Below are 12,740 nucleotides of genomic sequence, written 5' to 3'. Positions count from 1 at the left end.
AGCGTAATTTTCTTAACGTTAAATAGACCCTATATAAGCAGATTGGTATTAAACAAAAAAGCGCCGCAAAAAATTGCGGCGCTTTGTTACTAAGTAAAAGTACTACTAAGTAAAAGTGTTACCTAAAAGTATTATTTAATTGGGCGAGGCTCAGTTCGCAAACCTAAAACTAAGCTTAAACACATAAATAACAATACAATAGTGAAAGGTAATCCTGCTGATACAGAGCCAGCTTGAAGTGCTTGAATCGCTTCAGTTCCGCCTATCCAAAGTAATGCAGCGGCTACCGCACCTTGAGTCACTGCCCAAAAAATACGCTGTGGTACTGGAGCATCAATTTTGCCACCGGCAGTAATTGAATCAATTACCAAAGAACCAGAGTCCGATGACGTAATAAAAAACACTAATACTAGTACAATCGCAATAAACGATAAGATATTAGATAGAGGTAATGCATCAAACATCTGGAACATAGCCAGAGGTACTTCAGTTAAGCCATTAGCACCTAATTCACCCACACCATTAACTACTTGATCAATAGCAATGCCGCCGTAAATCGACATCCATAAAATAGTAACAGCAGTAGGGACAAGTAATACCGCAATTAAAAATTCACGAATTGTACGACCACGAGAAACACGCGCGATAAACATACCTACGAACGGTGACCAAGAAATCCACCATGCCCAATAAGATACAGTCCAACCGTGCATCCAAGTTTCATCTTCACGACCATGAGGATTACTTAGTGGAATTATATTTTCTATATAGCCCATAACAGTAGTCGGGATATTACCTACAGAAACAGCAAAGCCTACTAAAAAAACAAAGATAAGCAAAACTAAGGCGATTAGCATATTGGCATTACTAAGTACCTTAACGCCGCCATCAATCCCACGAACTACTGAAACAATAGCTAAAAGTGAAACACCTATAATGACTAAGATTTGCGAACCAACTCCGCCTGAGGTACCAAATACATGGTCTATACCTGCAGAAGCTTGCTGTGCCCCAAGCCCTAAAGAAGTAGCAAGACCAAACAGGGTTGCAAGCACGGCTAAAATGTCGATAAGGTGACCTGGCCAGCCCCATGCTCTATCACCTAAAATAGGATAAAAGATAGAACGAATAGAAAGCGGTAAGCCTTTATTATAAGTAAAAAATGCAAGTGAAAGCCCTACAACGGCATAAATAGCCCACGGGTGAAGGCCCCAGTGGAACATAGTTGCGCCCATTGCTACTTTTGCTGCCTCGGGTGTATTAGGTGTTACGTTCAGTGGTGTTTCAAACCAGCCTGTATAATAAGCGAGTGGTTCAGCAACGCCCCAAAACATTAAGCCAATACCCATACCAGCAGCAAATAACATAGCTAGCCATGAAATACGTGAATGAGTAGGTTTAGCATCATCACCACCTAAACGAATGTTACCGTAAGGTGAAACAATAAGCGCTAAACAAAAAACAACGAAAAAATTAGCAGCCCACATAAATAAGGCGTCAAAGTTATTGATGATATCTGTTTTTATACCATCAAGCGCAGATTTAGCCGTTTGTGGATCGGTAACAAGAATGGCGATTAAAAAAATGACAATCAGTCCGGCACTTATGCCGAAAACAGAGTTATGTATATCAAGCCCCCATTTTTGTACGTTGTCTTGACCTACAGTGTAGTCTGTACTGTCAATACTATATTTGTCATGATTTTCCTTCATGCAATACCTCTTTAGTTGTCCTAACAAGCCGAAAATAAATTCGGCGTCATATCGAATTACATTAGCCTTTAAATATTAAGTAAAAGTAATACCGTAATTATTTGAAGACTAACTAATTTGAAGAGTGATCATACAGCTAGTAGTGTATGAGTTAAATATTAAATGTAAATGAATTTGTATTTAAATCGCTGTTTATATGGCCAAATTCATGATTCTTTTGTTTAAAAGCTCTAAAATTATAAATTCAGTGAACGTTAAAAATTAGTTTGCTATTAAAAGTATTAATTTACTTGGTTAAGTAAAAAAAGATCACTTTTAAGCAACTTAATTAATGCTTAAATGTTAGAGCTTGTTGACCTTTTAGGATTAAAAATTGTTCTATTTAGGAGTAGTTTAATCGATCCTAGGTTTGTAACCTAACGGTGCGGTTACAAACCTGCGTTATTCTACATGCTCACATACACATGAGAATAATTAAAAACTGAGCAGCAAAGAGCAAATTTCTCTCTAGGGCTAGTATAAATTTATAAGCTGAGAAGTATATTTAATCAAGTTGTAATATGAATATGATTTAACACAGCCCTAAGCTATATTTTATAAATAGATAGGAAAAGGATTAATACTATTATGAGTGAATGCGCTTTAAACAATACCAATAAAAACGAACTTGTTAAACGCTTTTGCAGCGTTAGAGGCGAAAGTCTGGCTATTATTGAACCACTCACTGTAGAAGATTGCCAACTACAAGCTATGGCAGATGCCAGTCCAAGCAAATGGCATTTAGCGCACACCACCTGGTTTTTTGAAACGTTTTTACTTAGTGTTTATTGCAAGCAGTACACTGTGTTTAACTCTCACTATAGAATGCTTTTTAATTCTTACTACAATGGTATTGGAGAGCAATTTAAGCGCGCCAACCGAGGTAGTTTATCCAGACCTAGTTTAGATGAAGTGTTAGCTTATAGAAAGCATGTAGATAGCTGTATTATTGAATTGCTTAAGAGCGAAGTTAGTCCACAAATTAAAGATATTATTGATCTTGGATTAAACCACGAGCAACAGCATCAAGAGCTGATGCTTATGGACATCAAATATAACTTTTCAGTAAACCCATTATTTCCACAATATCAAACATCACTTTTAACTAATCAAAATAAACCAATTCATATTAAGCCTCTTAATTTTATAAACTTTGAGCAAGCCATTATTAATATAGGCACAAATGCCGACGACGAATTTGCATATGATAACGAGCTACCTAAGCACCAAGTATTAATTCATCCATTTAGCTTTGCTAACAGGTTAGTCACTAATGGTGAATATTTAGAGTTTATAAATACCGGTGGATATAGCGACCCACAGTATTGGCTGAGCGATGGTTGGGCAAACATTCAAAATAACAAATTAACACAGCCATTATATTGGCATCGCATAAATAACGAGTGGTTTGAGTTTACACACTATGGGTTGAAGCCTCTTAATTTAAATGCCCCCATCTGCCATGTTAGTTATTTTGAGGCCAGTGCCTATGCTAATTTTGTAAAAGCGCGTTTGCCTACAGAGTTCGAATGGGAATATGCGGCTAAGAACGATTATTTGGTTGAAGCAGAAGAACGTTATCTCACACCTCAACCAGTAAAAGATGATACTAAAATAAGTCAGTTAACTGATTCATGCTGGCAATGGACGAACAGTGCATATTTACCATACCCCGGTTTTAAAACTATTGAAGGCGTAGCAGGGGAATACAATGGTAAGTTTATGAATAACCAAATGGTATTACGCGGCGGGTGTGTGTTTACCCCTCAAAACCATTTACGACAAACATACCGTAATTTTTATTACCCGCATCAAGCGTGGATGTGCAGCGGAATAAGACTAGCTAAGGATATAGTATGAGCCAAGTAACAGCGATTAAGCAAAGCAACATAACCGACACTGAATTTTCAAATGACGTTGTGGATGGGTTAACTCAACAACAAAAAACACTTCCGTGTAAATATTTTTATGATGATAAAGGCGCTGCATTATTCGAGCAAATAACAACCTTACAAGAGTATTACGTAACACGTACGGAGCTTTCTATATTAGAGCAACATTCGAAGTCGATTGCTCAAATGCTACCTGAAAACCTCTCTATTATAGAGCCCGGCTGTGGCTCGGGTAAAAAGGTAGCCTATTTATTAGCGCATATGGCAAACGTTAAAACCTTTGTACCGTTTGAAATATCTGAGGAGATGCTCAGTTATTCACTTGCACATTTGTCACCGTTATTTCCAGATTTGGCAATTTCGCCATTATTAGGAGACTTTACACACAGCCAAATGGTCAAACAGTTAACCAAAGACACCGCTTTAGACAGCCAAACTAATTTGGTGTACTTTCCGGGCTCCACTCTTGGTAATTTTGCCCCAGTTAAAGCCATAGAAATTATGAATAATTTCCATCGCTTATGCGGTGTAAATGGTTATGTATTAATTGGGGTTGATTTAGTAAAAGAGCGCCAAGTGTTACTTGATGCATATAACGATAAAGCGGGAGTTACCGCTGCTTTTAATAAAAATTTACTACAACGTATTAATAACGAGCTAAACGGCACATTTAATATAGATAACTTTAGCCACGAGTCACGCTTTAACGAGCAACATAGCCGTATCGAAATGCATTTAGTAAGTAATCGTACTCAAAGCGTGATTATAAATGATCAGCAAATAGACTTTATAGAAGGCGAAAGTATCCATACAGAAAACTCTCACAAGTACACGCTCGAGTCGTTTAAGCAGCTTGCAGCGCAAGCTAATTTAAAGTTAGAGCAAACATGGCAAGACGATAGTAACTATTTTGCCCTGTGTTTATTAAGACCGCTTTAAGCATTACTTAAGTTATGTTTAGTAAATGACAACTTTAGCATTGTTAAACTCATAGTTTAGCAATGCGCCACTATTTGACTGCTGTACAAGCATAGCTTTATTTAAACCGTGTAGTCTAAATAGCAGGGGGGCAATAACAGATACCGCAGAGCCTGTAGCACTGTCTTCATTTACACCAAACTGAGGGGCAAAGTATCTAAACTGCGCTATGGCAGTTTTTTCATTTCTATTTTGTATATTAAGCGCAATAACGGCATTTTTATGGGCTTTACTCAAAGCTTTAAAATCAATGTGTAAATTTTTTAAGTCCTGTTTTTCATCGGAGTTTTTTTCAAGTTCTTTATCGAATTCTTCATCAAATTCTTTATTAAATAATACAACCGTGTAACCGTTTTTATCACCGGTGCTATAGGCTGCTTTTATTGCTACTGAAAACACACTTTGTAACTCACCTTCAGCTAACTCGCTTTTTTTAGGCTCTATGCTTTTTAGTAACAGCTGAGCGCGTTGTTTTTTTACTCTTATAGTAAAGCGCTCATTACTCATTGAAGTAAATACTTCAGGGCAATAACCCAAATGGTCTATTAAAAAATTAGCGGCTGCTAAAGTACCATGTCCACAGCGTTTAATTTCACTCGCTTGATTAAACCAGCGAATTTTACAATGGCGTTTAGTTATCTCATTTTGATTTAAAAATACGGTAGCAGGGTAAGTTGATTGTGATGCAATATATTGCATTGTTTTTGATGTTAACCCATTTTTATAAATAACAATTAAAGCACTTGAGCCTTTTAAGTTATGTGCAGGGCTATAAAAAACAGATTTGGTGGAAGTGAGCTCTATAAAGCGAAGCGTAAGCCATTTAGGCTTACGCTTCGCTAAACAAAGAGTATTAACCTTTGCTTGCATATGCGTCGTTATGAACGCCTGCAGCACGACCTGATGGATCAGCATTGTTTTGGAACGATGCGTCCCATGCAAGTGCTTCAGGAGTCGAACACGCTACTGATTTACCATGCGGTACACATTTAGCTGATGCATCACCAGGGAAATGCGATTCAAAAATAGTACGGTAGTAGTAAGCTTCTTTTGAATCTGGTGTATTAATAGGGTATTTAAATTTTGCATTTGCAAGCTCTTGATCGCTTACTTGCTCGTTTACAAACTCTTTTAACGTATCAATCCAGCTGTAACCAACACCATCTGAAAACTGCTCTTTTTGACGCCATAGCACTTCATCAGGTAAGTAACCTTCAAAGCCTTCACGTAAAATGTGTTTTTCAATTTTGCCATCTTTACACATTTTAGCTTCAGGGTTGATACGCATAGCAACATCAACAAATTCTTTATCAAGAAACGGTACACGTGCTTCTACGCCCCATGCCGCCATTGATTTATTAGCACGTAAACAGTCAAACATATGCAGTTTTGATACTTTACGGTTTAGCTCTTCATGAAACTCTTGTGCGTTAGGGGCTTTATGGAAGTATAAGTAACCACCAAATAGCTCATCAGCACCTTCGCCAGATAACACCATTTTAATGCCCATTGCTTTAATTTGGCGAGCCATTAGGTACATAGGTGTAGAGGCACGAATTGTTGTTACGTCGTAGGTTTCTATGTGGTAAATCACTTCACGTAATGCATCAATACCTTCTTGAATGGTAAAAATGATAGGGTGGTGAATAGTACCAATCATGTCAGCTACTTTTTGTGCAGCCGCTAAATCAGGTGAGCCTTCAAGACCTACTGAAAAAGAATGCAGCTTAGGCCACCATGCATCGCTTTCGTCGTTATCTTCAATACGTTTTGCAGCAAAGCGCTGGGTAATAGCAGAGATAACCGATGAGTCTAAACCACCAGACAGTAATACACCGTAAGGCACGTCACACATTAATTGGCGTTTAACGGCCGCTTCTAATGCATCTTTAACGTCTTGCGCTTCTGCGCTGTTATCTTTAACTGCATCAAATGTTTCCCAATCACGTTTGTAATAAGGCGTCATTTTGCCATCTTTGCTGTACAGGTAATGCCCTGGAGGAAATTCTTCAATATGCTTACAAATTGGAGAAAGTGCTTTTAGCTCAGAAGCAACGTAAAAGTTACCGTGCTCGTCGTGACCGGTGTAAAGCGGGATAATACCAATATGGTCACGGCCAATTAAGTAGGCGTCATTTTCTTCATCGTATAAACAAAATGCAAAAATGCCATTTAGGTCATCTAAAAAGTCAGGCCCTTTTTGTTTATACAGCGCTAAAATAACTTCACAGTCTGATTGAGTTTGAAAAGTAAAATCAACATCTAGCTCTGCTGCAAGTTCTTTATGATTATAAATCTCGCCGTTAACCGCTAAAATATTTGTTTTTTCAGGATTGTATAAAGGCTGCGCACCGCTTGATACACCAACAATAGCTAAACGCTCATGCACTAAAATAGCTTTTTCAGATGCATATACACCAGACCAATCTGGGCCACGGTGTCTAAGCAGCTTTGACATTTCAATTGCTTGGGTACGCAATTGAGTGGGATCAGATTTAATATCTAATACCCCAAAAATTGAACACATAGTAACTCCTCATTCCTATTATGTGTGCAGCAGAGCCAATTTGCTGTGCTGCGAAACCTTGTTTTATCAGAAAAAATTACTCAAGTCACATAGCTTTTACAATTAATTAAGAATAATTTATGCACCAAGCTAGATGTAATTGCACCAAAGTGGTTAATGCGTGGTTCCTGCTGCTATTTTTACGTCGCTATTATTGTTCAAAGCTTGTGCAATCATAACTCTCAGGGCATTAATAACGGTTTCTTCGCTCATGCTTGGTGCGCCATTGTGGTGCACAGCTTGGCTTGGTAAATAAGGAATATGCACAAAGCCACCTTTCATTACAGCGCAGTGATCATTTATGTAATGCATAAGACCATACATAACGTGATTACACACATAAGTACCTGCTGTATTGGAAATGGCAGCAGGTATATTGCTGTTGTGCAATGCTTGTAACATGCGCTTTATTGGTAAGTTTGTGAAATAGGCATCAGGGCCATTTTTTTCTATTGGTGTATCGATAGGCTGCTTACCTGCATTGTCTTTAATGCGTGCATCGTCAACGTTTATTGCAATACGCTCAATTGATATTTCGCTGCGCCCACCAGCTTGGCCTATACATAAAACAACCGCCGGATTGTGCGACTCAATGGCGTTTATAAGCTGACTGATAGACGTATTAAATTCACAGGCAAGTTCTAGTGTACATATTTTGTGTTTCATGATGATAGTTTCATCAAGTTTTTGCACTGCTTGCCAAGAAGGGTTTATAGCTTCGCCACCAAAAGGAGCAAAGCCAGTTATTAATACACACGGCATAGTAGAAGTTGATTTAGTCATTAAACACCAAGCTATACATTAAAATAATATTAACGGCGAGTAAGGAAACGGCCGTCGGAATTTGAACCTTTATTACATGGTACCTATTTTTTAAATCTAGGGCGTGTTGATTCTAGAATATTTTATAGGTTATTTTTAAGTGCAAGGCTCAATTGATGTAGGTGCCCGTCAAGTTTCTGCTTCGCCTTTGCTGCTTCTTCAAACGTTACATATTTAAATTCAACAGTATCTAAAGGTCTAAATTGTGCAAATTGATGTAAGTCGGCTTCAATTACAGTCCCTAAAAGAGGGTAGCCCCCGGTTGTTTGACCATCGTTAAGTAGCACAATAGGCTCACCATTCGGTGGCAGTTGAATACTCCCAGGACTCACCCCTAGTGATGGCAAAGAGTGCGAATGTGCCAAATTATTTTTATGCTCAAGCCTTACGCCCATTCGGTTGCTGTTACTACTAACTTTAAATGCGGTAGATACAAAGTTGTTAAGTAAAGGCTCGCCTAATAAATTAGCATGAGGACTTGGGTGCAGTCGTATAAGCTTGCGCTGGGCGGGAGCAATTGCGCCTACTTTTATAAACTCTCCATAATAAGGAGTAATAGGTATTTCATCACCAGTGGCGAGAGCTCTACCTTCAATACCACCAAAACATGCGTTTAAATCTGTAGATTTAGAGCCCATAACATCAGTATTTTGTATACCGCCTTTCACTGCTAAATAAGCTCTTAAGCCGGCTCTACCAGTAGCAAAGCTCAGTACTTGTTTGTTTTTTACTGCGTATGTCCAACCAGGGTAAATTGCTTGTCCATCAAGGGTTGCTTGCAAATCTGCACCATGAAGCGCAATTACTGTGTCGCAGGTGAATTCCAGCTCGCACAAACCAACGGTTATTTCTAAAACGGCATCATTGTCGTTATTGTTAAGTAATCTATTAGCAATTATTTGTGCAAATGGGTCTAAGCTACCCGCTTTGCTTACACCTAAATGGCGGTAGCCTTCACGGCCAAAATCTTGAATTGTAAGTAATACACCACTTCTAAGTACTTTAATCATGAGTTGCTCCTTTATTAACTAGCGGAACAAATTCAAGCGTATCGCCTGGTTGAATTAAACAAGGTTGCTCCGAGGTCGAATCAAACAAAGCAGTATCTGTATGACCTATTATGTGCCAACCACCAGGGGTATCTGCGGGGTAAATTCCGGTTTGTTCAGCACCTATCGCAACAGAGCCTTTAGGAACTTTAATGCGTGGCTCATCACGCCTTGGTGTATGTAATTGCTGATTTAAGCCATGTAGGTAGGCAAAACCGGGCTGAAAGCCTAAAAATAAAACGTGGTATTTGGTTTTACTATGAATATTAATAACCTCATCAGCGCTTAAATTATGATAACGAGCCACGTAATTAATATCCTCACCCTTGTATATGGTTTCGATTAAGTGATGTTGCCCTTTAAAAGTACTCGTTTTAATATCATTCCACAGCGAAGGTAGCACTTTTAACCACTTATTTAAGTGTTTATCTGATTTTAAATAGAGAGTGAGCGAGTTCATGGCTGGCACCAAATCGGTAAATTCATCAGTGCATTTACAGTGGCTGGTTAAAGCCCAAATTTTCTTTTGAATAGAGAGTCTATCTATAGCGTCTAAATGCGATGCATCAAGCAGTAAACTACTGTTTGTTAATGCATAAATATGGGGAGCTGGCTTCATTAAATAAACCTATTTGTACAACATAATTTAAACGTAACACAGTTTTATTAATTTATTTACACCATTGCGACTAAGTCGTTATGTTTAGTGTTTATTTACCCAGCTTACTTTAAGAGTGTTTTTATATTCAATTAATCGTATTTAACTTATTGAGGACTAAAACTTAATACATTTCGTACTAAATAAGTAATTAGGTTGAAATGAAAATTAAGATAAGGAGGTCTTAATTAGCACGCACTTGTTTATGAGGTACTTTATGAAACACCAGCATTTATTATATTTATCAGGCGCTGCTATTATATTTAGCGCAGGCAGCTTTGCTTTATCTATGGAAAAGGTAGAACACAGTAATGTAGAAGCCACCATGCATGTAGAAACCATTGTACTGGGGTCTGGTTGTTTTTGGGGAGCAGAAAAACGCTACGAAGCGCTTAATGGCGTTATTGATGCTGAGTCGGGTTATGCTGACGGTAATGGGTTTAAAGCAACGTACAGAAATATTACTGATCAGTCTCGTCGTTTTGACGAGAACAATTATGCTGAAGTTGTGCAAGTTATGTATAACAGCAATATAATTTCAGCAGAAGATCTCTTAAAAAACTATTTTGAAAGTCACGATCCTACGCAAAAAAATCGCCAAGGTAACGACATCGGTACGCAATACCGTTCAATTGTATTAACGACTACTGATGCACAAGCTAAAGTAGCTGAGCAAGTTAAATCGCAATATCAGCAGCTTTTAACTGATGCGAGCTACGGCAAAATCGAAACGGTTATTAAACCGCTTACAGGTTTTGTATCGGCAGAAGAATATCACCAAAATTATCTAGAAAAGAACCCTAATGGCTATTGCCCCGATCATTCTACAGGCATAGTTTTTAATAAAACACCCGTAGAAAAAGCAGACAACAGTGCTCTACTCGCAGGTAAGCAAATAGTGGTACTTGATTCCCGTGATTACTGCCCGTACTGTGAAAAATTTAAAAAAGCAGTCGCAAATGATTACAAAGGCACAATACCTATGACATTTCGCCATGCTGACCAACTTAATGATTTAACTATTAAGTCAGCCACGTGGGCAACGCCGACTATTTTGTTTCTAGAAAATGGCGTTGAGGTATATGGCCGTCAAGGCTATGCAACACCTGAAGAGTTTTATAAAGCATTAGGCGCTTTTAAATTAGGTAACAGTGATGCTTATAAAGTTGCATTCGATGCACGAACAGATAGACCTTATTGTAAAGAGTACAAAGAGTTTAAAAATACACCTGATGGTACTTTTGTTGATAAATTAAGTGGAGAGCCACTATTTGATACAAGCGATAGGTTTAACTCCGGTACTGGTTGGTTGTCGTTTAAGCACCCAGTAAAAAGTAGTGTAACGCAGCATGACGATAGCAGCTGGGGAATAACACGTATTGAGCTACGTTCTAAAAGTACAGGTATTCATCTTGGTCATTTATTCCCAGGAGAAGGCCCTAGAGGCACAGACCGCTACTGTATAAACGCAACAGTACTCGATTTTGTACCAAGAGATAAAAGCTAAACCTTTTACTTTGTAAAGCCTGATTTTAATCAGGCTTTTTTTTTGCATAAAATAAAATAGATTTATCATATTCTTTGCAAATTTGTTAAAATTAAAGCGTTGAGCTACACATCAATAATATTACTTAGGTTGTAAATGAATCAATTTATAAAAATAACAACGCAGTTAATGTATTTGCCTTTAGCTTTATTAATTTTTATTACAGATGCTAAGTCGGCAACCCACTATGTCGTCGGCGTAGAGAATATAGAGTATCTACCTTACTTTGATGGTAGTGGAACAAATGGTGCAGATTATTATGGCTTCAGTCAAAAATTACTTACTTTGTTCGCCCAGCAGCACGATTTTGAATTTGAGTTTTACACGCTGCCAATTAATCGTCTTTATAAAGAATTTATTGATCACCATCATGTTGATTTTAAATATCCAGATAACCCTCAATGGAAACCAAGTTATAAAGCTTCCTTTGATGATTTAAATGAAATTATTTATTCGCAGCCAACCGTTGTGACTAAAACGGGTATTGCGAGTTTAAATAAAAATATCACTATTGATGAATGCGTTAGTTTTGCAACGGTGAGAGGGTTTACGTCTCAAAGCTTTAAACCTTTAATGAATAACGAAAACGTTGAGCTAATTGAAACCGCTAATGTAATGGAATTAATAGAGATGCTTTTGAAAGAGCGAGTGGAGTGTATTTACATATCTAACGATGTATTAAACTATAATATTGTTAAATATTTCAAATTAACCCGACCCGTTTATTTTCAAAACGAATTGCCGACAGATTTACAAGCCTTTTTATTATCGTCGATTGACTACCCTGAGGTAGTTAAGCAATTTGATACATTTTTGCTTTCACATAAAGTGCAAATAAGTAAATTAAAAAAAGAGTATCAAGTAAAAAATTAACTAAAAAAGCCCCGTAAGTTATAACTTACGGGGCTTTTTAAAATGTATTAATCTGTATATAGCTATATTATGTATGTGGTTTAATAATAAAAACAGTTCAAGCCAAGTCACCACCTAACTTGAACCGTTTTTCACACTGACAACATCTTCACACACAATATAAAGATTCTGTTTGCTACGCTCTCAAAGCATTTGTATTGCATATCATGTGGTTTGAGCCAAGAATAAAAACAGTTCAAGCCAAGTTACCACCTAACTTGAACCATTTTTCACACTGACAACATCTTCACACACAATATAAAGATTCTTTTCACTGCAAGGTTTGAGTCACTAAAACTCAAAAGGTTGCATTTATTACTCTTAATAAACAATTAAACTTAATTGTTTCGAGCTGATGAAGTAACTTTAATATTTAACTCTATTTTCGACAAACGATAAAAATGAAACCAATGAGTGAAAAAAATTTAACTATAGACTTTAGTCTAGTCTGTGGTTTTAATAGATTGTATTTTAAAGAAATTACTGAAAAATAACACCAATTCCATTAAGTATGTGATCTAAATTTTACGCCGAAAAAATAATTCAGTTCTAGGCGTAAATTGATG

10 protein-coding genes and 1 pseudogene are annotated in these 12,740 nt (G+C 37.4%); 4 read left to right on the top strand and 7 right to left on the bottom strand.

Annotated features, from left to right (window positions below):
* Positions 1–131: 131 nt before the first annotated feature.
* Positions 132–1,712: a BCCT family transporter gene (locus tag I6F48_RS07255; RefSeq protein WP_166419013.1), complete on the bottom strand. Its 1,581-nt coding sequence runs from the start codon at positions 1,710–1,712 to the stop codon at positions 132–134.
* 627 nt (positions 1,713–2,339) lie between these two features.
* Between I6F48_RS07255 and egtB the strand changes: the two genes are divergently transcribed.
* A complete protein-coding gene (gene egtB, locus I6F48_RS07250) occupies positions 2,340–3,611 on the top strand; it encodes an ergothioneine biosynthesis protein EgtB (RefSeq protein WP_197119155.1) in 1,272 nt (423 codons plus the stop codon).
* Positions 3,608–4,582: an L-histidine N(alpha)-methyltransferase gene (gene egtD, locus I6F48_RS07245; RefSeq protein WP_197119154.1), complete on the top strand. Its 975-nt coding sequence runs from the start codon at positions 3,608–3,610 to the stop codon at positions 4,580–4,582. The genes egtB and egtD overlap by 4 nt, the downstream gene beginning before the upstream one ends.
* Positions 4,583–4,600: 18 nt before the next feature.
* Here the strand turns inward: egtD and I6F48_RS07240 are convergent, their stop codons facing one another.
* The 6 genes and pseudogenes from I6F48_RS07240 to pxpB form a co-directional block, all read right to left on the bottom strand.
* The gene (locus I6F48_RS07240) at positions 4,601–5,491 is read right to left on the bottom strand and encodes a PhzF family phenazine biosynthesis protein (RefSeq protein WP_197119153.1); all 891 of its coding nucleotides are present in this window, start codon (positions 5,489–5,491) and stop codon (positions 4,601–4,603) included.
* The gene (asnB, locus tag I6F48_RS07235; RefSeq protein ID WP_010552851.1) at positions 5,475–7,148 is read right to left on the bottom strand and encodes an asparagine synthase B; all 1,674 of its coding nucleotides are present in this window, start codon (positions 7,146–7,148) and stop codon (positions 5,475–5,477) included. Before asnB ends, I6F48_RS07240 begins: the two co-directional genes overlap by 17 nt.
* A gap of 153 nt (positions 7,149–7,301) precedes the next feature.
* Positions 7,302–7,970, bottom strand: a complete 669-nt coding sequence (gene pcp / locus I6F48_RS07230; protein WP_080670012.1) for a pyroglutamyl-peptidase I — start codon at positions 7,968–7,970, stop codon at positions 7,302–7,304.
* Positions 7,963–8,070: pseudogene (locus I6F48_RS21485) on the bottom strand (5-oxoproline transporter, DUF979 family subunit); the annotation flags it as partial. The pseudogene I6F48_RS21485 and the gene pcp, both read right to left, overlap by 8 nt.
* 22 nt (positions 8,071–8,092) lie before the next feature.
* Positions 8,093–9,019 (bottom strand): biotin-dependent carboxyltransferase family protein, encoded by a 927-nt coding sequence (locus tag I6F48_RS07220; RefSeq protein ID WP_166376327.1) that lies wholly within the window; start codon positions 9,017–9,019, stop codon positions 8,093–8,095.
* Positions 9,012–9,677, bottom strand: coding sequence for a 5-oxoprolinase subunit PxpB (gene pxpB / locus I6F48_RS07215; protein WP_197119152.1), 666 nt, complete (start codon positions 9,675–9,677; stop codon positions 9,012–9,014). Before pxpB ends, I6F48_RS07220 begins: the two co-directional genes overlap by 8 nt.
* Positions 9,678–9,933: 256 nt before the next feature.
* On the opposite strand from pxpB, the gene msrA reads away from it, so the two are divergent.
* Entirely contained in the window at positions 9,934–11,223 is a 1,290-nt protein-coding gene (msrA, locus tag I6F48_RS07210; protein WP_197119151.1) for a peptide-methionine (S)-S-oxide reductase MsrA, read from the top strand.
* A 135-nt stretch (positions 11,224–11,358) separates the two neighbouring features.
* A complete protein-coding gene (locus I6F48_RS07205; protein ID WP_197119150.1) occupies positions 11,359–12,135 on the top strand; it encodes an amino acid ABC transporter substrate-binding protein in 777 nt (258 codons plus the stop codon).
* Positions 12,136–12,740 lie beyond the last annotated feature (605 nt).

This window comes from Pseudoalteromonas sp. SWYJ118 (assembly GCF_015864505.1).
Taxonomy (GTDB): Bacteria; Pseudomonadota; Gammaproteobacteria; order Enterobacterales; family Alteromonadaceae; genus Pseudoalteromonas; species Pseudoalteromonas arctica.
Note: the sequence above shows the minus strand (reverse complement) of the source record. Positions and strands in the feature narration are given on the sequence as shown.